This is a genomic window from Wenzhouxiangella sp. YN9 (assembly GCF_056324165.1).
Map to the genome: position 1 here is coordinate 1 of NZ_JBJNIP010000100.1, position 25,649 is coordinate 25,649.

The 25,649-nt window shown below is 65.0% G+C and carries 27 protein-coding genes; 14 read left to right on the forward strand and 13 right to left on the reverse strand.

Annotated features, from left to right (window positions below):
* Positions 1-220: 220 nt before the first annotated feature.
* The gene (locus ACEWQ0_RS08505; RefSeq protein ID WP_476483259.1) at positions 221-859 is read right to left on the reverse strand and encodes a response regulator; all 639 of its coding nucleotides are present in this window, start codon (positions 857-859) and stop codon (positions 221-223) included.
* Positions 860-1,017: 158 nt separating this feature from the next.
* Here ACEWQ0_RS08505 and coaE point away from each other — a divergent pair, with 158 nt between their 5' ends.
* The 4 genes from coaE (at position 1,018) to ACEWQ0_RS08525 (ending at position 4,648) form a co-directional block, all read left to right on the forward strand.
* Positions 1,018-1,662: a dephospho-CoA kinase gene (coaE, locus tag ACEWQ0_RS08510; protein ID WP_476483260.1), complete on the forward strand. Its 645-nt coding sequence runs from the start codon at positions 1,018-1,020 to the stop codon at positions 1,660-1,662.
* Positions 1,663-1,783: 121 nt separating this feature from the next.
* A complete protein-coding gene (locus ACEWQ0_RS08515; RefSeq protein WP_476483261.1) occupies positions 1,784-2,293 on the forward strand; it encodes a glycine zipper 2TM domain-containing protein in 510 nt (169 codons plus the stop codon).
* Between the two features lie 139 nt (positions 2,294-2,432).
* On the forward strand, positions 2,433-3,323 hold the full coding sequence (locus ACEWQ0_RS08520; RefSeq protein WP_476485092.1) for a CsiV family protein: 891 nt from the start codon (positions 2,433-2,435) through the stop codon (positions 3,321-3,323).
* Positions 3,320-4,648, forward strand: coding sequence for an MFS transporter (locus ACEWQ0_RS08525; RefSeq protein ID WP_476483263.1), 1,329 nt, complete (start codon positions 3,320-3,322; stop codon positions 4,646-4,648). Before ACEWQ0_RS08520 ends, ACEWQ0_RS08525 begins: the two co-directional genes overlap by 4 nt.
* A gap of 78 nt (positions 4,649-4,726) precedes the next feature.
* On the opposite strand, the gene ACEWQ0_RS08530 is transcribed toward ACEWQ0_RS08525, so the two are convergent.
* Together ACEWQ0_RS08530 and ACEWQ0_RS08535 are read right to left on the reverse strand one after the other, a co-directional pair.
* Positions 4,727-5,071: a histidine triad nucleotide-binding protein gene (locus ACEWQ0_RS08530; protein WP_476483264.1), complete on the reverse strand. Its 345-nt coding sequence runs from the start codon at positions 5,069-5,071 to the stop codon at positions 4,727-4,729.
* Positions 5,072-5,094: 23 nt separating this feature from the next.
* Positions 5,095-5,778 (reverse strand): SDR family NAD(P)-dependent oxidoreductase, encoded by a 684-nt coding sequence (locus ACEWQ0_RS08535; protein ID WP_476485093.1) that lies wholly within the window; start codon positions 5,776-5,778, stop codon positions 5,095-5,097.
* A gap of 138 nt (positions 5,779-5,916) precedes the next feature.
* Here ACEWQ0_RS08535 and ACEWQ0_RS08540 point away from each other — a divergent pair, with 138 nt between their 5' ends.
* Positions 5,917-6,204, forward strand: coding sequence for an FmdB family zinc ribbon protein (locus ACEWQ0_RS08540; protein ID WP_476483266.1), 288 nt, complete (start codon positions 5,917-5,919; stop codon positions 6,202-6,204).
* Between the two features lie 24 nt (positions 6,205-6,228).
* On the opposite strand, the gene ACEWQ0_RS08545 is transcribed toward ACEWQ0_RS08540, so the two are convergent.
* Genes ACEWQ0_RS08545 through efp form a run of 5 tightly spaced genes read right to left on the reverse strand, consistent with a single transcriptional unit; the run spans position 6,229 to position 10,382 of the window.
* Positions 6,229-7,062 (reverse strand): phytoene/squalene synthase family protein, encoded by an 834-nt coding sequence (locus ACEWQ0_RS08545; RefSeq protein ID WP_476485094.1) that lies wholly within the window; start codon positions 7,060-7,062, stop codon positions 6,229-6,231.
* Positions 7,062-7,745 carry an HAD family hydrolase gene (locus ACEWQ0_RS08550; protein ID WP_476483268.1) on the reverse strand — a complete coding sequence of 228 codons (684 nt, stop codon included), beginning with the start codon at positions 7,743-7,745 and terminating at the stop codon, positions 7,062-7,064. The genes ACEWQ0_RS08545 and ACEWQ0_RS08550 overlap by 1 nt, the downstream gene beginning before the upstream one ends.
* A gap of 4 nt (positions 7,746-7,749) precedes the next feature.
* The gene (ubiG, locus tag ACEWQ0_RS08555) at positions 7,750-8,466 is read right to left on the reverse strand and encodes a bifunctional 2-polyprenyl-6-hydroxyphenol methylase/3-demethylubiquinol 3-O-methyltransferase UbiG (RefSeq protein ID WP_476483269.1); all 717 of its coding nucleotides are present in this window, start codon (positions 8,464-8,466) and stop codon (positions 7,750-7,752) included.
* On the reverse strand, positions 8,459-9,808 hold the full coding sequence (locus ACEWQ0_RS08560; RefSeq protein ID WP_476485095.1) for a TRZ/ATZ family hydrolase: 1,350 nt from the start codon (positions 9,806-9,808) through the stop codon (positions 8,459-8,461). Before ACEWQ0_RS08560 ends, ubiG begins: the two co-directional genes overlap by 8 nt.
* Before the next feature lie 4 nt (positions 9,809-9,812).
* On the reverse strand, positions 9,813-10,382 hold the full coding sequence (gene efp, locus ACEWQ0_RS08565) for an elongation factor P (RefSeq protein WP_476483271.1): 570 nt from the start codon (positions 10,380-10,382) through the stop codon (positions 9,813-9,815).
* Between the two features lie 78 nt (positions 10,383-10,460).
* Here efp and epmB point away from each other — a divergent pair, with 78 nt between their 5' ends.
* The 6 genes from epmB to ACEWQ0_RS08595 are packed head-to-tail and all read left to right on the forward strand — an operon-like array spanning position 10,461 to position 17,105.
* The gene (gene epmB / locus ACEWQ0_RS08570) at positions 10,461-11,468 is read left to right on the forward strand and encodes an EF-P beta-lysylation protein EpmB (RefSeq protein ID WP_476485096.1); all 1,008 of its coding nucleotides are present in this window, start codon (positions 10,461-10,463) and stop codon (positions 11,466-11,468) included.
* A gap of 58 nt (positions 11,469-11,526) precedes the next feature.
* Positions 11,527-13,584 carry an EAL domain-containing response regulator gene (locus ACEWQ0_RS08575; protein WP_476483273.1) on the forward strand — a complete coding sequence of 686 codons (2,058 nt, stop codon included), beginning with the start codon at positions 11,527-11,529 and terminating at the stop codon, positions 13,582-13,584.
* A gap of 37 nt (positions 13,585-13,621) precedes the next feature.
* Positions 13,622-14,521 (forward strand): tRNA glutamyl-Q(34) synthetase GluQRS, encoded by a 900-nt coding sequence (gene gluQRS, locus ACEWQ0_RS08580; RefSeq protein WP_476483274.1) that lies wholly within the window; start codon positions 13,622-13,624, stop codon positions 14,519-14,521.
* Between the two features lie 49 nt (positions 14,522-14,570).
* A complete protein-coding gene (locus tag ACEWQ0_RS08585; RefSeq protein ID WP_476483275.1) occupies positions 14,571-15,530 on the forward strand; it encodes an acetyl-CoA carboxylase carboxyltransferase subunit alpha in 960 nt (319 codons plus the stop codon).
* 11 nt (positions 15,531-15,541) lie between these two features.
* On the forward strand, positions 15,542-16,831 hold the full coding sequence (tilS, locus tag ACEWQ0_RS08590; protein ID WP_476485097.1) for a tRNA lysidine(34) synthetase TilS: 1,290 nt from the start codon (positions 15,542-15,544) through the stop codon (positions 16,829-16,831).
* A gap of 10 nt (positions 16,832-16,841) precedes the next feature.
* Entirely contained in the window at positions 16,842-17,105 is a 264-nt protein-coding gene (locus ACEWQ0_RS08595) for an exodeoxyribonuclease VII small subunit (protein WP_476485098.1), read from the forward strand.
* Positions 17,106-17,143: 38 nt separating this feature from the next.
* Here ACEWQ0_RS08595 and lolA read toward each other — a convergent pair whose 3' ends face one another.
* From lolA to ald, 3 genes are all read right to left on the reverse strand, one after another.
* Positions 17,144-17,755, reverse strand: coding sequence for an outer membrane lipoprotein periplasmic chaperone LolA (lolA, locus tag ACEWQ0_RS08600; RefSeq protein ID WP_476485099.1), 612 nt, complete (start codon positions 17,753-17,755; stop codon positions 17,144-17,146).
* 108 nt (positions 17,756-17,863) lie between these two features.
* Positions 17,864-20,170 (reverse strand): DNA translocase FtsK, encoded by a 2,307-nt coding sequence (locus ACEWQ0_RS08605; RefSeq protein WP_476485100.1) that lies wholly within the window; start codon positions 20,168-20,170, stop codon positions 17,864-17,866.
* 44 nt (positions 20,171-20,214) lie between these two features.
* Positions 20,215-21,270, reverse strand: coding sequence for an alanine dehydrogenase (ald, locus tag ACEWQ0_RS08610; RefSeq protein ID WP_476483280.1), 1,056 nt, complete (start codon positions 21,268-21,270; stop codon positions 20,215-20,217).
* A 143-nt stretch (positions 21,271-21,413) separates the two neighbouring features.
* Between ald and trxB the strand changes: the two genes are divergently transcribed.
* Genes trxB through aat form a run of 3 tightly spaced genes read left to right on the forward strand, consistent with a single transcriptional unit; the run spans position 21,414 to position 24,221 of the window.
* Complete coding sequence (trxB, locus tag ACEWQ0_RS08615; RefSeq protein ID WP_476483281.1) at positions 21,414-22,370, forward strand: thioredoxin-disulfide reductase; 957 nt, start codon at positions 21,414-21,416, stop codon at positions 22,368-22,370.
* Complete coding sequence (locus tag ACEWQ0_RS08620) at positions 22,351-23,493, forward strand: GNAT family N-acetyltransferase (RefSeq protein WP_476485101.1); 1,143 nt, start codon at positions 22,351-22,353, stop codon at positions 23,491-23,493. Before trxB ends, ACEWQ0_RS08620 begins: the two co-directional genes overlap by 20 nt.
* Positions 23,490-24,221 carry a leucyl/phenylalanyl-tRNA--protein transferase gene (gene aat, locus ACEWQ0_RS08625; protein ID WP_476485102.1) on the forward strand — a complete coding sequence of 244 codons (732 nt, stop codon included), beginning with the start codon at positions 23,490-23,492 and terminating at the stop codon, positions 24,219-24,221. The genes ACEWQ0_RS08620 and aat overlap by 4 nt, the downstream gene beginning before the upstream one ends.
* On the opposite strand, the gene ACEWQ0_RS08630 is transcribed toward aat, so the two are convergent.
* The gene (locus ACEWQ0_RS08630; RefSeq protein WP_476485103.1) at positions 24,208-25,080 is read right to left on the reverse strand and encodes a DUF2520 domain-containing protein; all 873 of its coding nucleotides are present in this window, start codon (positions 25,078-25,080) and stop codon (positions 24,208-24,210) included. The genes aat and ACEWQ0_RS08630 overlap by 14 nt on opposite strands.
* A complete protein-coding gene (locus ACEWQ0_RS08635; protein ID WP_476485104.1) occupies positions 25,077-25,646 on the reverse strand; it encodes an SRPBCC family protein in 570 nt (189 codons plus the stop codon). The genes ACEWQ0_RS08630 and ACEWQ0_RS08635 overlap by 4 nt, the downstream gene beginning before the upstream one ends.
* Positions 25,647-25,649 lie beyond the last annotated feature (3 nt).

Here is a 25,649-nt window from a genome sequence, read left to right on the forward strand (position 1 = left end):
GAGCAGAAGCCCGAGAAGAAGCCGGAGCAGAAGCCGGACAAAGAGCGCTCCGGGCGCGGCAGTCAGTCAGGCGGTGGCGGAAAGCCGCAGGAAAAAGCCGAGCGCAGTTCCGGCGCCATTCCCGAAGGCGGCGGCATCTACCGCCTCAGCGACAAGGAATAGATCGCAGCGCTGAAGTCATGTCCTGCCGGGCGGCCCGATGGCCGCCCGGCAGGCGCACTCAAATCTCCGAAACCACGCCATGGCGCAAGGCCATGCGCAAGAGCTCAACCTCGTTACTGACCCCGATCTTGTCGTAAATGCGGTACTTGTAGGTGGCCACGGTCTTGGGGCTGACATGCAGGGTCTTGCCGATGGCCTGCATGTTCATTCCCTGAGTGAGCATCAACGCAATCTCCAGCTCACGGCTGGTCAGCTCCTGAAAAGGCGATTGTGGTGTGCCCGGAAGCAGGGAAATGGCCAGTTGCTGCGAGATATCGGCGCCGATATAGCGCTCGCCCAGCCTCACCTGTCGCACCGCGCGCAACAATTCTGCGGCATCGCAGGCCTTGGTGAGGTACCCGGATGCGCCGGAATCGAGCAAGCGTGCCGGCAGCGGCGGCTCACTGTAGGCCGTCAGAACGATCACCCGGATCGCCGGCTGTGCCTTGAGAATTCGCTCGGTCGTCTCGAGTCCCGACAGACCGGGCAAACCGACATCCATCAAGACAAGATCGGGTTGCAACTCGCGGCAAAGGCGAATCGCCTCTTCGCCGCTGGCGGCCTCGCCGACCACCTTCAGGTCGCGCTCAGCCGCCAGAATGTTCTTCAGCCCGGTGCGGACCAGGTCATGGTCCTCGACAATCAGAATATCGGTCAATGAACTGTCCCCGATAAACAAATACAAGTCTCCCTGCAGGTCACATTAACGCAAACCGTCAGCCAAGTGAAGCACACTCCGTGGCGAACCGATGCGTCCTCTCACACCCGCCGGCCACGGCCGGCATAATGGCCGCCATGATTGCCGAATGCACCAGCATGAATCCATCCAGGCGTTACCAGCAGCCCTTTGTTGTCGCCCTTACCGGCGGAGTGGCCAGCGGCAAGACGGCGATCTCCAGTCGTCTGGCAGCCAAAGGTGCACCCGTGGTCGATACCGATGTCATTGCGCGTCAGGTGGTTGCCCCCGGCAGCCCGGGCCTGGCCGCCATCGTCGAGGCTTTCGGGACCGAGGTACTGGACGAGCACGGACAGCTTGCACGTCGCCGCCTGCGCGACAAGGTATTCGAACGCCCCGAAGCACGCCAGAGACTCGAGCACATCCTGCACCCGCTGATCGCGGCAGAAGCACGGCGCCAGATCGCCACGCACGAGCAGGCCGACTATGTCGTGGTCGTGGTCCCGTTGCTGGCCGAGACCGGGCTGTTTGGCGATGCCGATTGTGTCGTGGTCGTGGATGTTCCCGAATCGACTCAGATCCGCCGGCTGCAGGAACGCGACGGCATCGAACGCCAGCAGGCCGAAGCGATGCTGGCGGCCCAGGCCACGCGCCAACAGCGGCTGGCAATGGCCGATGAGGTCATCGATAACACCGGCTCGCTCGATACCCTCAAGCAAGCCGTTGACGAGTTGCACGACCGCCTTGTCCGGCACAGCCAACACCGCCATCATTCAAACCGCTGAACCCGTTCGGCATCGCTGCTCAATCAATGAGGCCCGGGCGATTCAGAGCCGATTCAGCCGGGCTGGACTAGGATTGTGCCAACGCTGGCAACAGCCGCCTGCAACTGATGAAGAACGGACGATGAAAATCAAGGAGCTTCTGATCATGACCGCCGCGCTTGCAGCAAGCAGCGTGGCGCTGGCTGGCAGTAGCGGTTACGAGCTCGCCCGCGTCGTCGATGTCGAGCCGATTCGGGAGGTTCACCGCACGCCGATCAACCGTGAAATCTGCCGCGAAGAGATCGAGTACGTCAGGACGCGTCGCCATTCGCATACGCCGACGATCATGGGCGCCATCATTGGCGGCGTGATCGGCAATCAGTTCGGCAGCGGTGGCGGCAGGGACGCGGCAACGGCTGCCGGCGCCCTGCTCGGCGGCAGCATCGGGCACGACAGCTCGAAAGCCCGCGACGGCGGCCGCCGAGCAGTCACTCGCGAACGCTGCCGGGTGCAGCGCGACTGGCGCGAGCGAACGGTGGACGGTGGTTATCGTGTGACCTATGAATACGGCGGGCGCCTCCACAGAACGACGATGGACCGTTATCCCGGGGATACGATCCGGGTTCGCGTCTCGGTCGATCCGATCGACTGATCCTGTCGCGCGGGCCGACATTCGGCCCGCGCTGCTGTGGGCATTTCCAGCCCGTTGGGAGCGGAAACTTCTGTCGCCCCTGCCAGAGGGGCGGGACCGATCGATCACCTCCCTGCCCGACTCGGGTAAACTCTGGCCCATGAAGCTTTCGCGACTGCTCCTCCCTGCCCTCTTGACCGGTCTGTTCGCCATTCCACCCGCGACGGCACCGGCCCGCGGCGCTGACACGGCGCTCTTTCGCGTCGAAGCCATCGTGTTCACGCCGGTCAACGGCGAATCGGACGATTGGCCGGTCAGTGAACTGACCGACTTCGGTCAGGCCGTGGACCCGAAGCGCCGCGCGCTGGCCCTGGAAAACCCCGGCGACCGCAGAATGGCCGATGGCGAAGACGCCGAACTCGAAGCCACGCTCAAGCTCGTGGAAACCATGTCGCGACTCGAAGACAGCGGGCAGGCTGAATCGACGACCCGCCTGCTGCCTTTACCGACCCCATGGCTGGCTCTGGACGCACTCGATCAGCCCATGCAACAGGCCCTGTCGCGATTGCAGCGCTCCGGCGCCTATCGTGTTCACGCCACGCTGGCCTGGCATCAACCGATCGACCGGGCAACGCGCCAGGCCGTGCATGTTCATGATGACCGGGTCCTCGACGCCGCTTGGGTCAACCTGTCGCCGGTCGGGCGCCTGCTGCGCGATGGCCACCCTGTCAAGACCGCCGCGGATCTCGATGTCCGGCTACGCTATCGCCTGGACGGCAGCATCCGTTTACGCAAGCGCCAGTTCATACACGCCGACATCGACCTGGTCTGGCGCGCCGACGACACGCCCGGCGCCTCTTTTCAGGCACCCGCCGGCGCTCACGGCAGCTATCGAGTGCACCGGCTTGAACAAAGCCGAACCATCCGACCAGGGCGCTTCGAGTACTTCGATTCGGCGTGGCTGGGCCTGCTGCTTCGCGTCACGCCACATGTGCCCGAGCCGGCAGCCACGGAAACCAGCGACCGCGGCACTGACAGCCCCGCGCCATGAGAGAACGGTTCTTTGCCAGCCGGCGCCTGGCGTCGGTCTATCAGAAGCTGGTCAACGAAGAAGACGCCCGTGTGTGCAAGGATATCGACGAGGATGCCTGTCGCGTCGTACCGGGCAACTTTGTCCTCCAGGTCGTCACGCAGTTCCTGACCAAACTGGGTGACTCGATTGCCAACCCCAAAACGATTCTCGCCTGGCTGCTCGCCGCTTTGTCGGCGCCGGGCATCTTTACCGCGTTCCTGGTGCCCATTCGGGAGTCGGGCTCCATGATCCCGCAGCTGGTGATCGCCAGCTTTGTCAGACGACAGTCGGTCAGAAAGTGGACATTCGTGGCCGGCAGCGTCCTGCAGGCCGTGGCGGTCGTGTGCATGGCGCTGGTTGCCTTGAGCCTGAGCGGCACGGTCGCCGGTATCGGCCTGCTCTCCGCCCTGGTGCTGTTCAGTCTCTCGCGCGGGCTGTGCTCGGTGGCGTCCAAGGACGTGCTCGGCAAGACCGTGCCGAAAACACGCCGCGGCCGCGTCAGCGGCTGGTCGGAGTTTCTGGCCGGCTCGATTACCGTCGGCGTGGGGGTCGTGCTGCTGTTCGACGGCGGCGACGGCGGCCATCGCGGCGTCTACCTGATGTTGCTGGTGATCGCTGCCAGCCTCTGGCTGCTGGCTTCCATCAGCTACGCCATGATCCGCGAATTTCCGGGTGCCACGTCAGGGGGCGGCAACGCGTTGAGCGAGGCCCTCAAGCGCCTCGACCTGCTGCGCAGCCAGCCCGATTTCCGCCGATTCGTCATTGCCCGTTCGCTGCTGCTGTGCTCGTCCTTGAGCGCTCCGTTTTTCATCATGCTGGCGCATGAGCGCACCGAAGGCGCCTTGCTGGTGCTCGGGCTGTTCGTGATTGCCGATGGCGTTGCCAGCCTGGTATCGGCGCCATTCTGGGGCCGCTTTGCTGACGCCTCGAGCCGACGGGTGATGATTCTGGCCGGTGCCGGCGCCGCACTGGTGGGGATCGGGCTGGTCGGCATCGTGCACGGCCTGCCGATGTTCGCCGACAGCGCCTGGCTGTATCCACTGTTTTTCTTCTTGCTGGCGGTCACACACTCCGGCGTGCGGCTGGGGCGCAAGACCTACATTATCGATCTGGCCGGCGGCAACAAACGCACGGACTATGTTGCCGTCAGCAACACCGTCATCGGCGTCGTCCTGCTGCTGACCGGCAGCGTCGGCGCCCTGACCACGGTGATGCCAACCTCCGGCATCATTCTGATCCTCGCCGGCATGGGCCTTTCAGGCGCCTGGATGAGCAGCCGGCTGCCCGAGACCCAACACGGATAGAAACCCCGAATCCAGCCCGCCGTTTCGAACATTCGAATTTCAGTCATTGAAGCTTCTTTGGAATGTCGCAACGAACCCTCAGCCGGGCGGCCACTGCATCTGGCGACCGCCAAGCAGGTGCAGGTGGATGTGATAGACCGACTGACCACCCTTGTCGTTACAGTTGAAGACCAGCCGATAACCCTCGTCTGCCAGGCCCTCGTCAGCGGCAATCTTTCTGGCCGCCAGCGTCATCCGCCCGATCAGTTCTGCGTCCTCGGGCTGCAGGTCGTTGATGGTGACGATCTTGCGCTTGGGTACGATCAGCACATGCACCGGCGCCTGCGGATTGATATCGCGAAAGGCCAGAAGTTCATCGTCCTCGTGAACGATATCGGCGGGGATCTCCCGATCGATGATTTTCATGAACAGATCGTCTGACATGATCACGGCTCCTCAAGTCTGATTCAGGGTTGATCGGCGTGTTCGACAGCCGCTACGACCTTCCGCGCTGCCGCAGCCGGGCTGGGCAGGTGCCCGGGTGAGTCCGACGGCCAGGCAGCCACCCGCAGCGGGCTGTAGAACGGTCCGGGGTCGACTGCGATCACTCGCGGCCCACCCTGTGAGCGTTCGGCCTCGAGAACGCGGACCATTTGCTTGCGCCCGGCCTGGGCGACGCCGAAGGCGGCCCAGCCTCCCGGATTTTCCAGGCTGTGGTCGTCACCGACAAAAACGATGGCCGAGCCGGCCGACATCAGCGGCGCCAGCACGGCCGTCAACATGAACGGCGCCGTCAGCGAGGTCTGCATGATTTCCAGCCACTCGCCGGGCTGCTGCTGCAGCATCGGCTGCAGGGCCTGGAAGGTGGCCGCGTTGTGAACCAGCACATCGATACGCCCGAACTCGGCCTCGATCACCTCGGCCAGGCGCTGATAATCCTCCGGAGCCGCTCCGGCCAGGTCCATCGGCATCAACGCCGGGGCCCGCCCCAGCTTGTCGCCCAGATCGTCGTGCAGGCTGTCAAGCCCACCGGTCTGGCGATCCAGGGCAATACAGTCGGCGCCTGCGGCCATCACCTGGTGGACAACCGCACTGCCCAGTGCACCGGCAGCGCCGGTCACCAGCCAGACGGCTTTGGGAGAATCTTTCATGCGTCAGTGTTCCAGTCACGATTCGGTGCAGATGAGGCATTGTCGCAGATTCCCCGCCGGCTCGGGTACCGCAACAATGTTGCCATCGTCCCTGCCACCTGACAGCCTCCGCTTGACCTGCAACGGTACAATGCGTCCATGCCGTTCTATGAATATGTCAGCATCGATCCGGACGCCGGCTGCGATTATTGCAGCCAACCGGTGACCATTCTCCAGAAGATCAGCGACCCGCCGATGCAGAAGTGCCCCTATTGCGGGCAGACCGTGCGGCGGCTGATTTCCCCGCCCAGCCTCGCCGGGCAGAATTCGCGCGCGCCGTCGAGCAGCGAGGTCGAAAGGGCCGGTTTCACCCAGTACCGCAAAATCGGCAAGGGTGTTTACGAAAAATCGGCCGGCAAGGGGCCGGACATCATCAGCTCGGACTGACGCCGCCCACCCTCGCGGGCGCCATCACACCGCCCGACGCAGCCGCCTGGCCGATCGCCAGGCCACCCAGGCATTGCCCATCTGCCCGGGCCGAACCCGCCGCTCGAGAATACGGCGCGGCTGCCGCGCAAGGGCTCGCGCCAGCCGGCGATCCAGCGCGTGCGAGATCAGCAGATGTCGCTGCCGCCAGACAACCTTGGCCGGCGCCTGCCCAAGCGGCCCGGCCATCCGCCGCGAGCCGTCATCCAGCCAGGCCCGAATCATGCCGTCCCAGCCGCGGCTGGCGGTGCCGTTGACCACATCCTGCCGGGCGATCTGATATTCGGCCTGCAGATCCAGCGGCACGAGCCAGCGACCGGCACGCGTATCGAGGCCTGTATCGCGCACCAGCCGGACCAGATAGGCAAAGCCGCCCGCTGCCGACCAGTCCAGGGCTGTCAGATCTCCGGGTGCAATCAACTCGGCTTCCAGTTCCGCAGCCGGCCCGCCCAGGGCAGCGCAGTGCTGCCAGGCGTCTTCCAGGCTTTCAAAGCGAGGCGTGATCAGGGTGTCGACCACGCTGTTGATCAGCGGCTCGAAGCGCTCGGGAGCGAGACGGTCGGCCGCACCGCTGGCCACCAGTGCCTCGATGGCCGGATGCGCAGCACGATTGTGCAAGGCGTCGCGCCACCAGGCCAGCTTCTTCTGTCCGATATCAACGTCGCTGACGGTGTCGGGAACTGCGGCAATCTCGGAAATCACCGCGCGCAAGGCGACAATGCCGTCCTGCCAGCGCTCGGGCGCAAAAGGCAGTGACGCCGACAAGGGACTGCCCGGCCCGAGCATGCGCTGGCGACACCAGTCCATGGGGGCTTTCATCAGCTCGGCTCCGGTGCGGGCAATAGCTCGAGCAGGCCTGTTGGCGTACTGATGACGGCATCGGCCTGCCAGTCTTGCGGCTGTTCACAGGCTGGCAAATACCCCCAGGCGGCGACGACGGTGTGCGTGCCCGCGGCCGCACCGGCAACAATGTCGCGGCGATCGTCGCCGACAAAAACCGTTCGCTCCGGCCGCACGCGCAGGGCCTGACAGGCCGCCAGAACCGACTCGGGATCCGGCTTGGGACGGGTCACCTGATCGCCGGCAACCAGACAACCGAAACAATCGGACCAGCCGGCGCGCTCGACCACCGGCCCGGCAAAGCGACTGATCTTGTTGGTAACAATGCCCAGCGGAATGCCCTGCAGGGACAGGGCATCGATGAGGGCTTCGACGCCGTCGAACGGCGCCGAACGCTGCCAGCAGTTTTCAGCATAGAAGTCGAGCATGGTTTCACGTACCGCATCACGGCGGCCCGTAGTCATTTCGGACCAGCCAGGCAAGCCGGCCGCCAACAGCCCTGCAGCGCCGCGGGAAACGTGTTCGCGCAGCTGCCGATGGCTGGCCGGCGGCAGATCAAAGCCGCTGCGGACGTGGTCCAGGGCCGCCAGCAGATCGGGCGCAGAGTCGATCAGCGTCCCGTCCAGATCAAACAGAACGGCTTCGGGCATTGTCAGCGTCATCGTCTCACTCCGGCCGGACGGCGAGGACAAAGTAATTGACCCGCGGCGCGCCACCGATGCGCACGGTGCGCGAGAACGGGTTGTAGGCCATCCCGGTGATATCGAGCACCTTCAACCCGCTGCGGCGGCAGGCGCCGGCCAGCTCCTGCGGGCGAATGCAGCGATCATGACGGTGTGTGCCTCGCGGCAGCAGGCCAAGCACATATTCGGCGCCGACGATGGCCGTCGCCCAGGCCAGCGGCGAACGATTGATGGTGCTGAACAGCAAATGCCCGCCGGGCCGACAGAGCTGGGCACAGGCGGCCACGGTTTGTGCCGGATCGGGCACGTGTTCGAGCAGCTCCAGGCAGCAGACGATGTCGAAATCACCGGCCCCGGTTGCTGCCAGCGACTCGGCGGTGAGCTGCCGATAGTCGATATCGAGATCGCTTTCGGCCATGTGCAGGCGGGCCACCTCCAGCGGCCGACTGGCGGCATCAATGCCCGTTACCCTGGCACCGCGTTGCGCCAGAGCTTCGCTGAGCACGCCACCACCACAGCCGACATCGAGCACGCGCTGACCCTCCAGAGGCAGGCGCTCGGCAAGGTACTCCACCCGCGGGCCGTTGATGTCGTGCAGCGTGCGCAGTTCACCTTCCGGGTCCCACCAGCGCGCGGCCAACGCGTCGAAGCGATCGGACTCGCGCGGGTCGACGTTGTTTCCGAGGGTTTCACTATTCATGGTCACTGTTCTCCGACGTTATCCTGATGGCTTGCCGCAGCCGCCCGCCCCACTGCCGAGCCTGCGCCAGCACCCGCTCGGCATCGAGCGTGGTCAGCGTGCCATTTTCCAGCAATCGACGGCCTGCCACCCAGACATCGCTGACCTGTCGGCGAGACACCGCGTAGACCAGCTGTGAAATGACGTGATGGACGGGTACTGTTTCCGTTGCCGACAGATCAACCGCGACGAGATCGGCGCACTTGCCCACCTCGATGGAACCGAAGCGGTCGTCCTGGCCCAGTGCGCGGGCGCCATGAATGGTGGCCATCGACAGCGCGCGTTCGGCCGGAATGGCCTCCGGATTGCCGCTGACTCCCTTGGCCAGGAGCGCGGTCAGACGCATCTCGGCAAACATGTCCAGGCGGTTGTTGCTGGCCGCGCCATCGGTTCCGATGGCCACGTTGACGCCGGCGGCATCCAGATCGGCCACCCGGCAGATGCCGCTGGCCAGCTTGAGATTCGACGCCGGGCAGTGCAGAACGTGCACGCCGTGTCGCGCCAGCCGGGCGATATCGGCGTCATCGAGCCGGGTCATGTGAACGGCCAGCAGGCGATCGGTCAACAAGCCCAGCGAGTCCATGCGATCAAGCGGCAGCAGGCCATGCTGGTCAAGGCTCTCGCGAGCTTCCTGCGCCGTTTCCAGCAGGTGCAGGTGTACCGGAATATCCATTTCCTCGGCCAGCGTGCGCACCCGGCGGAAAGCGGCATCGCTGACGGTATACGGTGCGTGCGGGGCGAAAGCCGGCGAAACCAGCGGCAGATCGAGCAACTGCTGGTGGACCTCCAGCCCGCGGTGGAAATACTCGTCTTCGGTCTGCGCCCAGGCCGTGGGCATGGAGATGATCGGAAGACCAACAACTGCACGCATGCCGGCGCGATCGGCAGCAGCGGCGATCACGTCCGGGAAGAAGTAGCTGTCGTTGAAGCAGGTAACGCCACCGCTGAGCATTTCGGCCATGGCCAGCTCGGTGCCGGCACGCACGAACTCCGGGGCTACCCAGCGTTGCTCGGCTGGCCAGATATGGTCCTCGAGCCAGCGTGCCAGCGGCAGATCATCGGCCAGCCCGCGCAGCAGGGACATCGCGCCGTGGGTATGCATGTTGACCAGGCCCGGGATCAGCACCTGGTCGGGCAGGCGCGTGACCGTTGCCTCGTCACCCTGCTGCAGCAGCACTTCGGCCGGTTCCAGCGCCGCAATGCGGCCGTTTTCCACGCGTACGCCGTAGTTGTCGAGCACCTGCCCCTCGGGGTGAACCGGAACGATCCAGCGCGGCAGCAGGATATCGACCCCCGCGCTCACCGGCTCAGTCCTTCACTCGAGACATGTACTCGCCGCTGCGCGTATCCACCTTGATGACTTCGCCTTCCTGAACGAACAGCGGCACCCGAACGGTCGCGCCCGTCTCCAGGGTGGCCGGCTTGCCGCCGCTGCCGGAGGTGTCGCCACGCAGGCCGGGATCGGTCTCGACGATGCGCAGCTCGACGAAATTGGGCGGCAGGACCTGGATCGGTGATCCGTCCCAGAGCGTGACCTGGCACAGATCCTCTTCCTTGAGCCACTGCGCGGAATCACCCACTGCCTTTTCGTCCGCAGCCAGCTGCTCGAAAGTTTCGGGGTCCATGAAATGCCAGAACTCGCCGTCGCTGTAGAGGTACTGCACGTTCTTTTCGAACACGTCGGCGGCCTCGACCGTCTCGCCGGACTTGAAGGTTCGCTCGATGACGCGACCGGTCAACAGATTGCGTATCTTCACACGGCTGAAGGCCTGACCCTTTCCGGGCTTGACGAACTCGTTTTCGACGATGTTGCAGGGATCGCCGTTGAGAATGATCTTCAGACCGGTCTTGAATTCGTTGGTACTGTAGGTTGCCATGAGCACTCCGGATTATAATGACGCCCCGAGCAGACGGTCGGGACGACGACTTTACAGAGACATCAGCAGAACTGATCGATGAATCTCCATAGTTTAGCGCGAACGGCAGGCTCACCCAAGCCGGGCAACTGGCGTGAACAGCTGCGTGACGCCACCCGCCAACCCGCCGACCTGCTGCGCAGGCTCGACCTCGATTCAGGCGCCGAACCGACCGACAGCCGCTTTCCGATGTTCGTGCCGGAAGCTTTTATTCAGCGTATGCAGATCGGTGATCGGCGCGATCCCTTGTTGCTGCAGGTGCTGCCCGAAGCCAGCGAATCACGCGTCGTGCCGGGCTTCAGCGATGATCCGGTCGGCGACCTGGCCAGCTCGGCCGGTGCCGGCGTGCTGCACAAATACCAGGGCCGGGCGCTGCTGATCACCACCGGCGCTTGTGCCATCCACTGTCGCTACTGCTTCCGTCAGGCTTTCCCCTACGCCAGCGACAACGCCGGCGGCGCGAACTGGCAACAGGCTGTCGACCACATCCGGGCTGATGAAAGCATCGAAGAAGTCATTCTTTCCGGCGGCGACCCGCTGATGCTGCCCACCCGCCGACTGCGCGAGCTGACCCGACAGCTTGCTGAGCTGAAGCACATCCGGCGCCTGCGAATCCACACGCGCCTGCCGATCATTCTGCCCGATCGCGTGACCGAGGATCTGCTCGACTGGATGGATCACCTGCCCTGGCCGGTGGTGCTGGTGGTGCACGCCAACCACGCCAACGAATTCGACGTCACCGTGGCGCACGCCATGGCGCGGTTACGCGGGCGCGGTGTCCACCTCCTCAACCAGGCGGTGCTTCTGGCCGGCATCAACGACTCGGCTGCTGCGCTGGCCGCGCTCATGCGGCGCGGCTTCGAGGCCGGCGTGCTGCCTTACTACCTGCATTTGCTCGATCCGGTCTCGGGCGCGCAGCGCTTCGAGGTCGATCAAGCGCGGGCGCTGCCCATGATCGATACCCTCAGGCGCGAGCTTTCGGGCTATCTTGTACCCAGGCTTGTACGCGAAGTGGCCGGCGAGCCGTATAAACTGCCGGTACTTTAAACACTTGCGCGGCGGCGCTAAGATCCCTTACATCATGACGCAACATGGGCACCCCCAGATGGCCAATCAGCCGAGCGAAATACGCATTCTGACCGTTACCGACGACCCGTCCGCGCCGCGGCAGCTCGAGCAGATGCTCGGCGATGATGCCAGCGTTCGCACCCTGTTCGCTGATACCGGCAATGCGGTCTCGCGGACGTTCGAGTCCGAGTCGGTGGACATGATCATGATCAATGCCGACTCGGCCGACCTGCCCCTGCTCGAAGCCAGCGTTCGCGCCGCCCGCGATCAGGATCGCTTTGTGCCCATCGTGGCCATGATTGACGAAGAAGACAGCGACGCCGCCCGCGCCGTAGCGGCTGCCGGTGTCGAGGGCTTTGTCAGTCAGGCCGGGCTGCGGCAGCTCAAGCGCATCATCGTCTCTCAGGTGGAATCACTGCGGGCGCGCAAGGATGCCCGGCAGGCGCTGAAGAGCCTCGCCGATATCGAAGATCGCTACACACTCCTGCTCGACAGCTCCAGCGAGGCCATCGCCTATATTCACGAGGGCCTGCATATCTACGCCAACCGCGCCTATATGGAGCTGTTCGGCTTTGCCACCTTCGAAGAGCTTGAAGGGTTGTCCATGCTCGATCTGTTCTCGCCCAGCGAGGAAGTGCCGGATCTCAAGCAGGTGCTCAAGGCCATCGCCCACGACGAGCTGCCGGGTGAACCCATGCAGGTCAATGCCCAGCGTCAGGACAATTCGACATTCACGGCGGCGGTCGACTTCTCGCCGGCCCGTTACGGTGGTGAATACTGCGCGCAGATGCTGGTGCGCGAAAAGCTCACGCAGGCCGACCCGCAGCTCGAAGAAGAACTGCACAAGCTCAAGACCTCCGATCTGCTCACCGGCATGCTCAACGTTCCGGCCTTTTCGGAGTTGCTCCAGCAGACGGTCGAGAGCCGCGCCGATATCGCCGGGCTGTCGGTGCTGGCGTTTGCCCTCGACAATCACGGCGAGCTGCTCGACAAGACCGGGGTTGGCGCCACCGATGACCTGGTACGCGAGACAGCCAGATTGTTTCGCGACGTGGTCGGCGAAGATTACGCCATTGCCCGATTGCGCGACCACACCTTCGCGCTGATTGCCGACAGCAGCGACCGCAACGAGGCGGAAAAGCTGGCCAGCGACATCGTCGACAACACCTCCGGCCGCATCATCGACGTCCGCGACAACAGCCTGACGGTCTCGGCCGGCGTTGGCCTCGCCATTGCCGGCAGCGAGCTGCCGCAGCCGATTGTCCTGATCGAGCAGGCCGAATCGGCCCTCACGGAAAGCCTTCGGGCTGGCGGCAACAGCTTCGTTCGCTACCGCCCGCGCGTATCTGCTGAAGGCGACGAAGACGACGCGGCCTGGGGCGAGCGCCTGCGCCATGCGCTCGACCACGATGAGTTCAGCCTGGTGACTTCACCGATCACCAGCATGGAAGACGACGAGTTCCTGATCAGCGAAGTGGAAACCCGGCTGCGGCCGGAAGACAGTGATGAGGTCATACTGCCCTCGGTCTACATGCACATCGCCTCGCGAATCGGACTGGCCGCGCGACTCGATGCCGACATGATGGACCGCTTGCAAAGCCTGGCCGGCGAACGCAACGACGTCAACGGCCAGTGGCTGGTGCCGGTCAGCCTCGACACCATCAGCGATGAGCAGGCTTCGCTGGCATTGCTCAAGCGGCTGAGCAGCTCCGGGCTGGAGCCCGGGCGCATGATCCTGGGGTTGCGCGAGGCCGAGGTTCGGGAAAAGCTGCGTCCGGTTCAGAGCTTCATCGAGCGTTTCAGGGACAGCGGCTGCCGATTCGCGCTTTGTGACGTCGGCCCGGAAGCGCCGGTTGAAAGCCTGCTGCGCCATCTTGGCGTCGACTTCGTCCGGCTGGCGCCGGAGATGATCCAGGATCTCGGCGACAACGAGGGTCTGCGCCAGAAGCTCTCCAGCCTGGTCAGCCACGCGCGCGAAAACAACAGCCGCGTGATCGCTCCCAAGGTTGAAAACACCGGTGACCTGGCCACGCTGTGGCAGTTCGGAATCATTCTGGTGCAAGGCGAGTTCGTGCGCGAAGAAGCATCGGTATAGCCTCCGGTTTCGATACGCGTATCGCTCCGCATCCCTCATGAGCGCCGAAAAGCCTTTCTCTACAGCTTATATCGGCCGCTTTGCCCCGTCACCGACGGGCGCCTTGCATTTCGGCTCGCTGGTGGCCGCCGTTGCCAGCTACCTGCGTGCTCGCAGCCTCGCCGGACGCTGGCTGCTGCGAATCGAAGATCTCGATCCGCCGCGCGAGGTGCCGGGTGCCGCGCGGGCACAGATCAAAACACTCGCTGCCTTCGGTCTGATTCCGGACGGGCCCGTGCGCTACCAGAGCGATTGTGATCCCGCACACCGTCAGGCGCTCGCACAGCTGCTGCAAAGCGGGGCCGCTTTCCGCTGCGGCTGCAGCCGACGCCACCTGCCGCCCAACGGCATCTATCCCGGCACTTGTCGCAATGGAATACCCCCGGGCCGCGCGCCGCGCAGCGTGCGTATGCGCACCGATAACGCCGGCGTTGAATGCTTCACTGATGCGGTCCAGGGCGAATACTGCGATCATCCCGGTCGCACCGGTGGCGATTTCGTCATTCTGCGTGGCGACGGCCTCATCGCCTATCAGCTGGCGGTGGTAGTCGATGACGCCGCATCGGCCATCACCGAAGTTGTGCGCGGCGCCGACCTGATCGATTCGACACCCAAGCAGCTGCTGATCTACCACCACCTGGGGTTGACACCACCGCGGTGGCTGCACCTGCCGATCGTCACCGACAGCCGCGGCCGCAAGCTAAGCAAGTCCGACGCTGACGATCCGGTCGTCGCCCACCCGCGCGCCGAGGCGCTGCGCCTGGCGCTGCGCGCCCTTGGCCACGAACCGCCAGTCGGTGCCCGCCTGCTGGACAGCCAGCTGGACTGGGCGCTGGCGAACTTCGATCCAGGGCGCATCCCGCGCGGGCCGATCGCGGTCGGGGTTCATCCCGGGTAAAGGGAACGTTATACTCCCCGGTCAACCATGCGGTCTGCCAGAATACGGAATGAACCCCAATTATCTTGATTTCGAACAGCCCATCGCCGAACTCGAGGCCAAGATTCGCGAGCTGAGGAACGTTGGCTCCGATGTCTCGATGGATCTCGACGATGAAATCCAGCGGCTGGAACAAAAGTGCGAAGAGCGCACCAAAGCGATCTTTTCAGAGTTGAGCGACTGGCAGATTTCGCAGCTGGCTCGCCATCCACAGCGCCCCCACACCCTCGACTACGTGCCAATGGTCTTCGACCGATTCGAAGAACTGCACGGCGATCGTCACTTTGCAGATGACCACGCCATTGTCGGCGGCCCGGCCATGCTCGACGGCATGAGCATGATGCTGATCGGCCATGAGAAAGGGCGTGGCACCCGGGAGAAAGTCCGCCGCAACTTCGGCATGCCGCGGCCCGAAGGGTATCGCAAGGCCCAACGCCTGATGGAGATGGCCGCCCGCTTCGGCATGCCCATCGTCACTTTCATCGATACACCGGGCGCTTATCCAGGGGTGGGCGCAGAAGAGCGCGGCCAGTCGGAAGCCATTGCCCGCAACCTGGCGGTGATGTCGCGCCTGCCGGTGCCGATCATCTGCTTTGTCATCGGCGAAGGCGGTTCCGGCGGTGCGTTGGCCATCGGCGTGGGAGATCGCATCAGCATGCTGCAGTACAGCATCTATTCGGTCATTTCACCTGAAGGCTGCGCCTCCATTCTGTGGAAAAGCGCCGACAAGGCGGCCACCGCCGCAGAAGCGATGAGCGTGACGGCAAGCAAGCTCAGAAAACTCGAGCTGATCGACAAGATCATCAAGGAGCCGGCCGGCGGCGCGCATCGTTCACCGCATGAAGTCGCCGTCCATATCCGCGAAACGATTGCCGCACAGCTCGCACACCTGTCCGGCCAGCCGGCCGACACCCTGCTCAACGACCGCTACCAGCGCCTGATGGCATACGGAGCCTTCGAGCAAAGCTAGGCCCGACGGTGATGAGCACCGCTGAGCTGAACCCCGCCACCCTGCCCGGCCGCGGACGAATCTTTCTGGCCTACAGCGGAGGGCCCGATTCAGTCTGCCTGCTGCACCAGCTTCTGGCCACTGTGCTTGAGCGAGAACTCGTGTGCGTGCACGTCGATCACGGGCTGGATGCAGAAAGCGGCGCACGCGCCGAACGCGCCGTCGCCATCGCTGAGGAGCTGGGCTCGACCTGTCAGGTCGTTCACGCCCAGGTCGACGACGGCCCCGGGCCGGAAGCGGCCGCGCGGCTGGCCCGCTACCGCGTCCTCGATGACCTGATGGCTGCCGATGAGACCTTGCTGACGGCGCATCATGCCGACGACCAGGCTGAAACCGTGCTGCTGCGACTCATTCGCGGCGCCGGGCCGGAAGGCCTGGCCGGCATGCGGCCCGTACGCCGTTTCGGTCAAGGATGGCTGGCTCGACCGCTGCTTTCCTGGCAGCGCCAGGAGATCGAGACCTACCTCGCAGATCATGCGCTGGACTGTATTCGTGATCCGGCCAATCTCTCGCCACAGTTCGATCGCAACCACCTGCGCCACCAGGTTCTGCCCATGCTGCGCAAGCGCTGGCCTGCCGTTGACCAATCGCTGCGCCGCAGCGCGCGCCTGTGTCGTGGGGCCGCGGCCACGCTTGCCCGGCAGATCGACCTTGATCTTGACCGGGCCGGCAACAGCTCTCACTGCCTGCAGCTGGATCAGCTGGCCGACAACAGCGAATATTACCTGGCGCAGATCATCCGGGCCTGGTGCATCCGGCTCGGCTCGCAGCCGCCACCCGGTCGTCGGCTGGATTCCTTCCTGCGCCAGATCAAGCAAGCGCGCACCGACCGCTGCCCGGAGCTGCGCTGGAATGAAGCCGTTCTGCGCCTCTGGCGTAACCGGCTGTGGTTTGCATCCGGCTGCCCCGAGTGCACGGACTGGTACCTGAGCTGGAACGGACAGACCGCGCTGCAGCTGCCCGAGGGGCTGGGTCAGCTCGAGCTTGCCGGAGCGATTGCCGAACCTCTGAATCTGCGGGTACGCAGCGGTCAGGACGGCGATTCACTGCGCCCCGCCGGCGACGCCCATCAGCGCGAGTGCAAGCGCCTGCTGGCCGCGGCCGGCGTCCCGCCATGGCAACGCCGATCGTGGCCGCGATTGCTGCACCGCGATGAACTGGTCGCGCTCGGAGACCGCTGGCAGACCGCCCGATTCCGGGAGCTGCTTGCGCAAAGGGGGCAGTCTCTGATCTGGACGCCAGGCAAGAACCGGCTGGGTTAAACTGATTGTCATGAGCAAAAAGAAAACCAGCAAGAGCGCCGCCAGCGATCACAAGCCGGACTTCGAGCACACCCTCGATGAGCTGGAAAACCTGGTCGAAGCGCTGGAGTCAGGGGAGCTGAGCCTGTCCGACTCGCTTGAGCGCTTCAAGCGCGGTGTCGAACTGTCCCGGCACTGCCACGACATGCTTGCCCAGGCGCGACAGTCGGTGGAGATCCTCACGCAGCCCGACGACGAAACCTCGGCCCGCGCCTTCGCGCCCCCGGAGTCTTGACGGCCCGGCAGGCTGCCGGATCGAGCTCGGCCGGGTGATCAATAGCCTTCGAGCACGTCCACGCCTTCAGGTACGGAAAACTCGAACCGCCCGGAATCAAGCTCGGGGTTGCGCTCGAGGTCGAACAGGCGCAGGCGCGTCAGCTGGCCGAATTCGTCCTCCAGCTCCAGCTCCTGCGGCAGCCCGTCCCGGAAGTGCAGCCGCCCCTGGACGATATCGCTTTCAGACTCCAGCGGCGCGAACGCGATGACGTCCCCGGCCGCGTCCGTCACTTGATAAAAGCGGTCCAGGAGCTCGGGCCGGGTGAGCACCAGCAGCGGCGACTCGGCAGCAGGCGGCTGTTCTCTGACCGTGACCTGCTCGAGCGCGACGTCGTAGTACCACAGCTGCTCGCCGTCAGCGACGATTTCCTGCGGGAAAGGTGCGTCATAGCTCCAGCGGAAGCGATCGGGGCGGGAGAAGTACAGCTTGCCCGACGATTCCTCGGTCACCCGCCCGTCGGCATCAATGGTGATCTGCTCGAAGCGGCCCGAAAGCGTTTCCAGGTCATCGGCAAACGCATCGAGCTGCGCGCGACCATCCTGTGCCTGTGGCGCTGTTCCCGCCGCAGCCACGGCCATCAGCATTGCAGCCAGCCATTCCATGATCATTGGGCATCACTTCCTTTGCCAAACGTTGTCGATGTCAGTCTGACGATTGGCGCCTGAACCGCAACTGACTGCGGCAGTAGCGAAGCCGGCAGATCGGCGGCGCCAGGCTCAATCGCGCGGCGGCGGCTTGGGCGCCAGCACCTCGCGCTGGCCATTGTGCTCCGGCGGGCTGACCACGCCCTGCGCTTCCATGTCCTCGATCATGCGGGCCGCGCGGTTGTAGCCGATTCGCAGGTGGCGCTGCACGCTCGAGATCGAGGCGCGCCGGCTTTCCAGCACATAGGCCACACCCTTGTCGTAGAGCTCGTCTTCGGAGTCTCCGCTGCCGGCTTCAGGCAGGCCGGTGGCCCCGATCTGCTGGCCATCGGCCATGGTCTGGGTGTCGGACAACACTTCATCGAGATAGTCCGCCGGCCCCTGCTGCATCAGCGACTCGACCACGGCATGCACCTCGTGGTCGTCCACGAAAGCGCCGTGAATGCGCTCGGGCAGGCCGGAGCCAGGCGGCAGGTACAGCATGTCGCCGTGGCCCAACAGCTGCTCTGCCCCCTGCTGATCCAGAATGGTGCGCGAATCGACCCGTGAAGACACCTGAAAGGCCATGCGTGTGGGAATATTGGCCTTGATCAGGCCGGTGATCACGTCAACCGAGGGCCGCTGGGTAGCGAGAATCAGGTGGATGCCCGAAGCGCGTGCCTTCTGTGCCAGCCGCGCGATGAGCTGTTCGATCTTCTTGCCGACGATCATCATCATGTCGGCAAACTCATCGACCACCACGACGATGTAAGGCAGGGCTTCCAGAACGGGCTTGGCCTCCCCTTCGGCAAGCTCGGAAGGATCAACCAGCGGGTCGGTAAGGGGCTGGCCCTTTTCGGCCGCCTCCCGGACCTTGCGGTTATAGCCCGCCAGGTTACGTACCCCCACCGAGGCCATCAGTTTGTAGCGACGCTCCATCTCGGCGACGCACCAGCGCAGGGCGTTGGAGGCGTCCTTCATGTCGGTGACCACCGGCGTGAGCAGATGTTGAATCCCCTCATAAACCGACAGCTCCAGCATCTTGGGGTCGATCATGATCAGGCGCACCTGGTCGGGCGTGGCCTTGTAGAGCAGGCTCAGGATCATGGCGTTGATGGCCACCGACTTGCCCGAGCCGGTCGTACCGGCAACCAGCAGATGCGGCATGCGCGACAGATCGGCCACCATGGGCTTGCCCGAGATGCTCTTGCCCAGGCCCAGGGTCAGCGGTGAGCTCGAGCGGGCATAGGCTTCGGAATCCAGGATTTCGCGCAGGAAAACGATTTCCCGGTTCTGGTTCGGAATTTCCAGGCCAATGACGCTCTTGCCCGGAATCACATCGACCACGCGTACTGAAATCACGCTCAGGCCGCGCGCAAGATCCTTCGACAGGTTCGATACCTGGGCGCCCTTCACTCCCGGCGCCGGCTGCAGCTCGAAGCGGGTGATCACCGGCCCGGGATGGACCGCGACCACCTCGACCTCGACGCCGAAGTCGGCCAGTTTCAGCTCGACCTGTCGGCTCATCGCCTTGAGGGCCTCTTCGGAATAGCCGGCGCGCTTGGAGGGTGGCTCGTCGAGCAGCTCCAGCGGCGGCAGTTCACCCGGCGACAGATTCTTGAACAACGGCTGCTGCCGGGCCTTTTTCTCGCGGCGCTTGCTTGCCTTGGGCTCCACGCGCGGCTCGATGCGCACCTCCTTGCGCGCCTTGCGCTTGACCGAATCGCGCTTGCGCACCTCGTCACGCTGTGCCCGCGCGCGGCGCCCGGCGAACCAGTCCCGTCCCTGTGCCACCCGGCCGATGGACCAGGTGCAGGCGTGCAGGGCAAAACGCCCGGTGCGATCGACGACGTCAATCCACGACAGGCCGGTAAACAGGGTGATGCCGCCCAGAAACACGCTCAGGCTGATGAGCACGCCGCCGGTCAGGCCGAGGGTCGCCTGCATCGGTGCTGAAAGCACATCACCGATCACCCCGCCGCCGGGGCCGGCATCGACCGCGCCGGCCTGCAAGGACAACAGCATGCAGCCGGTGAGTACGGCCAGCAGCAGGCCGGCCGTGCGCACCGACCACTCGGCAAGACCGGCCGGCTCTCCGCGCTCGGACAGCACCCGAAAACCGGCAAATCCGATCAGCACCGGCGCCGCATAGGCCATATAGCCAAACAGCACCAGGAACAGATCAGCCAGCCAGGCACCAAACGCGCCCCCCAGATTTTCCACCCGGGAATCGGCAGCCGACCGCGACCAGCCGGGGTCGGACGGATCATGGCTGACCAGGCACAGCAGGAGATAGACGGCGGCCACGACGATGAGGAGAAACAGCGCCTCCGACAGGCGCCGCTTCATCGCCAGCGCGGACGCATCGACCTTGTCGCTCTTGTTGGCCCGCCGACTCACATCTCACCCTGCATCAGGTTTGCTTCGCAATGCGCTGATTGTGCTCACTTAAGTGCCGGATGGACAAGCTCGCCAGCGCGCACGTTCACTCCGCGTGACAGCGCTTCGACCCGCTCCCACTCCGGCCCGGCCATGTGCTGGACATAGGGCAGGATGGTGGCCGAAAGCGCCTGGCTGGCCGTGCGCGGCACCGCACCGGGCATGTTGGTGACAGAAAAATGCGTCACGCCATCGACCTGGTAGGTCGAATCGGCGTAGGTCGTCGGGCGACTGGTTTCGATACAGCCGCCCTGGTCGATCGAGATATCCACGACCACCGCGCCCTCGTCCATCGACGCAATCATTTCACGGGTAACCACATGCGGCGCACGCTGACCGGTGACCAGCACAGCGCCAATAACGAGATCGGCATCGGCGACGTAATCGGCCACGGTTTCGCCATAGGGATAGAGCGCAGTCACGTTGGAGCCAATGGCCATCATCTCCGCCAGGCGATCCTGACGCTTGTCGAAAACGGTCACGCGGGCGCCAGAAGCTGCTGCCAGGCGGGCGGAATTGCCGCCCGCAGCGCCGGCGCCAAGCACCACGACATGACCACGGTCGGCCGCCGGGATGCCGCCCAGAAGAACGCCGCTTCCGCCCTCGGGCTGATGCAGCAGATGGGTGCCCACCTGCACGCCGATCCGCCCGGCGATATTGCTCATCGGCGCCAGCAACGGCAGCGAGCCATCGGCCTCCTCGACGGTTTCGAAGGCCACCCCGGTCAGGCCGATTGCCAGCAGGCGCTCGGTCAGCGCGGGCTCGGCCGCCAGGTGCAGATAGCAAAACAGCAGGTGGTCGGAGCGCAGGTGCTCGAGATCACCCTCGATCGGCTCCTTGACCTTGACGATCAGCGTGGCGCGATCGTAGAGCGCCTTGGCGTCGGGCAACACCTCGACACCGACCTGCTGGAAGTCCGCATCGGAAAACCCGCTTTTTTCGCCGGCACCTGCCTCGATGAACACTTCGTGCCCGGCCTGAACCAAATCACCGCAGGCCGCTGGCACCAGGGCCACCCGCCCTTCCAGGGTCTTGATCTCGCGGGGAATTCCGATGCGCATCTTTGTTACTCCTTGAAAACTGCCAGAATGAAACAGGCGATCAACAACCCGGGAGGCTGCCGGTCGACCCACCTTGGATTGAGCCTGGGGCGACCACAGATTAATGGCTTCACCATGCCCGGCCCCAAACGGAGAAATTATACATGTCCGACCCCCGACATTTCCGCCTGCTGATCCTCGGCTCCGGCCCTGGCGGCTATACCGCGGCGATCTATGCTGCCCGCGCCAACCTGGCGCCCGCCGTGATCACCGGCATCGAACAAGGTGGGCAGCTGACCACCACCACCGACGTGGAAAACTGGCCCGGCAGCTACCCCGGACTGCAGGGGCCGGAACTGATGCAGAACATGGGCGCGCATGCCGAGGCCTTCGACACGGAAATCGTGTTCGACCACATCCACACCGCCGACCTGTCGAAAAAACCCTATCGTCTCGAGGGCGACAGCGGTGTCTACACCTGCGATGCCCTGATCATCGCCACCGGCGCCTCGGCGCGCTATCTGGGCCTGCCCTCCGAAGAAGCCTACAAGGGCCGCGGCGTATCGGCCTGCGCGACCTGTGACGGCTTTTTCTATCGCGGCAAGCCGGTCGCCGTCATCGGCGGCGGCAACACCGCCGTCGAAGAAGCGCTGTATCTGGCCAATATCGCCAGCAAGGTCATCCTGGTTCACCGCCGCGACGAGCTGCGCGCCGAGAAGATCCTGCAGGAGCGGCTGTTCCAGCAGGAGGCCGAGGGCAAGATCGAGATCCGCTGGAACCACGTGCTCGACGAGGTGCTCGGCGACGACGACGGCGTGACCGGCATGCGTCTGAAGCACGTCGCGACCGAGGAAACGAGCGATATCGAGCTCGAGGGCGTGTTCATCGCCATCGGCCACGACCCCAACACCGGTATCTTCAAGGGCCAGCTCGACATGACCGACGGCTACATCCACATCCACAGCGGTCAGGACGGCATGGCCACGGCCACATCCATACCCGGAGTGTTTGCCGCCGGCGACGTCGCTGATCATGTCTACCGCCAGGCAGTCACGTCGGCCGGTTTCGGCTGCATGGCCGCGCTGGATGCCGAGCGCTATCTTGCCGAGCTGGAGGTCTGAGCCGCTGCAGGAGACTCCCTTCTCCGATTACCGACAGGCGAGCTGGAACGGGCTGTGCGAGGCGACCGGCCCGTTCGTCGACTGGCGCTTTCTGGTCAGCGCCGAAGAGGCCGGCTGCACCGGTGGCGTGACCGGCTGGCAGCCCTTCGCGCTGTCGGCGACGCTGGGCGACGACATCATGTGCGCGGCACCGGCCTGGCTCAAGGCTCATTCCCACGGCGAGTTCGTCTTCGACTTCGCCTGGGCGCAGGCATCTGAGCAGGCCGGCATGCCCTGGTACCCCAAGCTGCTGGTGGCCGCACCTTTCACCCCGGTGACCGGCCCGCGCCTGCTTGGCGCCGCAACCCGGCCGCAGACCGCGCTCGAGCTGGTGCACAACATCGAAGCCATCGTCGAAGAACAGCAGCTGTGGTCGGCCGGCGTCAACTTCTGCGACGCGCACGATGCGGCCGTGCTGCGCCAAGCCGGCTGGCTGGAGCGCTTCGACTGGCAGTATCACTGGCGCAACGACGGCTACCGGGACTTCGACGACTTCCTCTCTCGACTGCGCCGCAAGCCGCGCAAGAACATTCGCGCTGAACGCCGACGAGTTCATGCCGAGGGCTGGCGTTTCCGCTGGGCCAATGGCAACACCCTGTCGACGGCCGAACTCGACCTGGTCGACCGCTGTTACCAGACCACGTTTGCCGTGTACGGCAACCTGCCCTCGCTCAACCGCGCATTCTTCAACCGCGCGGCGAGCCGCTTCGGCGACCGGTTTCTGGTCTGCATTGCCGAGCGCGGCGGCGAGGATCTGGCCTGCGCGGTGTTCTGGCGCGACGAATCGCGGCTGTACGGTCGTTACTGGGGCAGCCTGGTGGAAACGCGTGACGTCCACTTCGAGACCTGCTACTACCAGGGCATTGATTACTGTATTGCCACCGGTCTGGAATGGTTCGAGCCTGGCGCCCAGGGTGAACACAAGATCCGGCGCGGCTTCCTGCCGCAAAGAACGCGCTCGTTCCATTACATTCGCCACCCGGAGCTGCGCGCGGGCGTGCGCCGCTGGCTGGCCGCAGAAGGCGAGCATCTGGCACGCCGCCGCGAACTGCTCGATGAACTCGACCCCTTCAAGGCCGAATGATGCAGTCGCCGATACCGCAGCTGGGCGCGTCACCCGACAGCCCTTTCCCCGATCCTGCCGCGGCGCGCGGAGAAGACGGCCTGCTCGCCTGGGGCGGCGACCTGCATCCCGAGCGGCTGCTCAATGCCTACGCCCACGGCATCTTCCCCTGGTACGAGGCGCCCGGACCCCTGCTGTGGTGGTCACCCGAACCGCGCGCGGTTCTGCTGCCCGAGGCGATGCATCTGTCCAGACGCTTCCGGCGAACGCTCCGGCAGGGGCGATTCAGCGTGCATGCCGACAGCGCCTTCGACCAGGTCACCGCCGCCTGCGCCGAAGCCAGAGGCGACGATCAGGGCGGCACCTGGATCACACCGGAAATGCAGCGCGCGTACGGTCGCCTTCACCGGCTCGGCTACGCCCACAGCATCGAGATCCGCAGCGAAGACGGCGAGCTGATCGGCGGGCTCTACGGCGTGGCGCTGGGGCGCATCTTCTTTGCCGAATCCAAATTCCACCGCCGGCGAGATGCCTCCAAGATTGCGCTCGCCGTGCTGATGCGCGCGCTGTCGCAGTGGAATTTCCTGCTGTGCGACTGCCAGCTCTGGAACCCGCACCTCGAACGCCTGGGCGTGACCATGCTTTCCGGAGAGCTGTTCCGGGCCGCCATTGCGCGCGGCGTTCCCGACCCCCCCGCGGTCGACGACTGGTCAACGGCCATCGGCCGGCTGGATTTCAGTCGCTGGTAGCGGAAAACAGCTGGTCGAGCGTCGGGTCGTCGGCCTGCTCGCCGCGCTTTTCACGCGCCAGCGCCAGGGTGGCCCGGCCGAGTCGGAAAAACAGCTGGGCCTGTTCGGCGTCCAGCCCGGCCGCCGCCGCAGCCAGCCGACGACAGGCGGCTGCATCCGCGCGCTCGATCGGACCGGTCAGCGCTTCTCGCGGCGAGCGCTCGCGCAGGCTCTCGAGCGTGCCCTGCTGCAAGTCGCACAGCACTTCGGCGGCCTGAGCTTCGGACAAGCCGGCCAGCTCGGCAAGGTTTCGGGCCAGATCCTGAATGGTGACCAGAAAGTTGCTGGCCGCCACGGTGGCGGCGTGCCAGGCCGCCTTGTCGCGCGCAGCGAAAGCCAGCCAACGGCCGCCGGCGGCCTCGAATACCGGTCGCAGACGATCCAGAGCCGTTGATTCGCCCTCGGCGACGCACCAGGTGCCGGCAAAGCGAGCCGCCGCCGACTCGGGGTCGGCGAAGGCCCGGACCGGGTGCACCGCGGCATGCGGCACACCGACGCCTGCCAGGGCGGTGGCTTCTACCGATCCGGACAGATGAAAGATCAGTTCGGGCGCGGCCGAACCGGGCCATTCGAGCTGACCGCTGCGAGCGGCCAGCACACCGTCGGGCAGTCCGAGCATGACCCAGCCACCGGCAATGCGTTCGTCCAGCCGCAGCGCGGGCTCACCGCCATCGAGAAAACGTGCTGCCTCTCGAGCGCTCTCGAGGCTGCGATTGACCACCAGACCGGGCGTGACCTGCCCGGTGCCGATCAGCCGGCGGGCGACAGCCCGTGCGGCGCGGCCGCAGCCGAGCACATGCAGGGCCGGCACGCTGCTCATGACCGCCAATCGATCTCGTCAGACAGCTCGGGAACGCGTCCGGGGCTGCGCGACAGGTATTCGTCCAACCGTTCCAGCCCATCGCGATAGTCGCGGCCGATCAGGCCCGGCAGCATCAAGCCGACATAGCGCCCGACCAGATCAAGGGCGCCAAACTCGATTTGCATTCCCCAGCGAATGGTTTGCCCGCCCGGACCGGCCACCACCTCGAACCAGCTGTCGGCCTCGTTACCGGTCAGCTCGAGCTGCATGTCGATACGGCGCGGCGGATCGACCGCAACGATCCACAGCCGGCTGGGCCGAGCCTCGGGCGTTTCATTCCAGACCAGCGTCGCCCCGACCCCTTTGGCCGGCCCCTCGAGTCGCCATTCGATGTCGCGATCCGCGGCCAGCCAGGGCACCCACTGCGTGAAGTGGCGCAGGTCGGTCAGCGTCTCGAAAATGACCTCCGGGGAATGATCGACTACCCGCTCGCGCTCGATCTGCACCGTCGTTGGCAGTAGAAAACCGATGATCACCAGGACCACGATCAGCGCCAGAAGCATGCCGAACAGTCTTCTGATCATGTT

Excerpts from the sequence above, each read along its gene's own strand:
- efp (WP_476483271.1), bottom strand. The coding sequence starts at position 10,382 with ATGGCAACCTACAGTACCAACGAATTCAAGACCGGTCTGAAGATCATT.
- ACEWQ0_RS08540 (WP_476483266.1), top strand. The coding sequence starts at position 5,917 with ATGCCGTTCTATGAATATGTCAGCATCGATCCGGACGCCGGCTGCGAT.
- ACEWQ0_RS08525 (WP_476483263.1), top strand. The coding sequence starts at position 3,320 with ATGAGAGAACGGTTCTTTGCCAGCCGGCGCCTGGCGTCGGTCTATCAG.
- ACEWQ0_RS08575 (WP_476483273.1), top strand. The coding sequence starts at position 11,527 with ATGGCCAATCAGCCGAGCGAAATACGCATTCTGACCGTTACCGACGAC.
- coaE (WP_476483260.1), top strand. The coding sequence starts at position 1,018 with ATGAATCCATCCAGGCGTTACCAGCAGCCCTTTGTTGTCGCCCTTACC.
- ACEWQ0_RS08535 (WP_476485093.1), bottom strand. The coding sequence starts at position 5,778 with ATGAAAGATTCTCCCAAAGCCGTCTGGCTGGTGACCGGCGCTGCCGGT.
- ACEWQ0_RS08595 (WP_476485098.1), top strand. The coding sequence starts at position 16,842 with ATGAGCAAAAAGAAAACCAGCAAGAGCGCCGCCAGCGATCACAAGCCG.
- tilS (WP_476485097.1), top strand. The coding sequence starts at position 15,542 with ATGAGCACCGCTGAGCTGAACCCCGCCACCCTGCCCGGCCGCGGACGA.
- ald (WP_476483280.1), bottom strand. The coding sequence starts at position 21,270 with ATGCGCATCGGAATTCCCCGCGAGATCAAGACCCTGGAAGGGCGGGTG.
- ACEWQ0_RS08635 (WP_476485104.1), bottom strand. The coding sequence starts at position 25,646 with ATGATCAGAAGACTGTTCGGCATGCTTCTGGCGCTGATCGTGGTCCTG.
- ACEWQ0_RS08585 (WP_476483275.1), top strand. The coding sequence starts at position 14,571 with ATGAACCCCAATTATCTTGATTTCGAACAGCCCATCGCCGAACTCGAG.
- ubiG (WP_476483269.1), bottom strand. The coding sequence starts at position 8,466 with ATGAATAGTGAAACCCTCGGAAACAACGTCGACCCGCGCGAGTCCGAT.
- aat (WP_476485102.1), top strand. The coding sequence starts at position 23,490 with ATGATGCAGTCGCCGATACCGCAGCTGGGCGCGTCACCCGACAGCCCT.
- trxB (WP_476483281.1), top strand. The coding sequence starts at position 21,414 with ATGTCCGACCCCCGACATTTCCGCCTGCTGATCCTCGGCTCCGGCCCT.
- ACEWQ0_RS08550 (WP_476483268.1), bottom strand. The coding sequence starts at position 7,745 with ATGACGCTGACAATGCCCGAAGCCGTTCTGTTTGATCTGGACGGGACG.
- ACEWQ0_RS08545 (WP_476485094.1), bottom strand. The coding sequence starts at position 7,062 with ATGAAAGCCCCCATGGACTGGTGTCGCCAGCGCATGCTCGGGCCGGGC.
- ACEWQ0_RS08530 (WP_476483264.1), bottom strand. The coding sequence starts at position 5,071 with ATGTCAGACGATCTGTTCATGAAAATCATCGATCGGGAGATCCCCGCC.
- lolA (WP_476485099.1), bottom strand. The coding sequence starts at position 17,755 with ATGATCATGGAATGGCTGGCTGCAATGCTGATGGCCGTGGCTGCGGCG.
- ACEWQ0_RS08630 (WP_476485103.1), bottom strand. The coding sequence starts at position 25,080 with ATGAGCAGCGTGCCGGCCCTGCATGTGCTCGGCTGCGGCCGCGCCGCA.
- epmB (WP_476485096.1), top strand. The coding sequence starts at position 10,461 with ATGAATCTCCATAGTTTAGCGCGAACGGCAGGCTCACCCAAGCCGGGC.
- ACEWQ0_RS08520 (WP_476485092.1), top strand. The coding sequence starts at position 2,433 with ATGAAGCTTTCGCGACTGCTCCTCCCTGCCCTCTTGACCGGTCTGTTC.
- gluQRS (WP_476483274.1), top strand. The coding sequence starts at position 13,622 with ATGAGCGCCGAAAAGCCTTTCTCTACAGCTTATATCGGCCGCTTTGCC.
- ACEWQ0_RS08515 (WP_476483261.1), top strand. The coding sequence starts at position 1,784 with ATGAAAATCAAGGAGCTTCTGATCATGACCGCCGCGCTTGCAGCAAGC.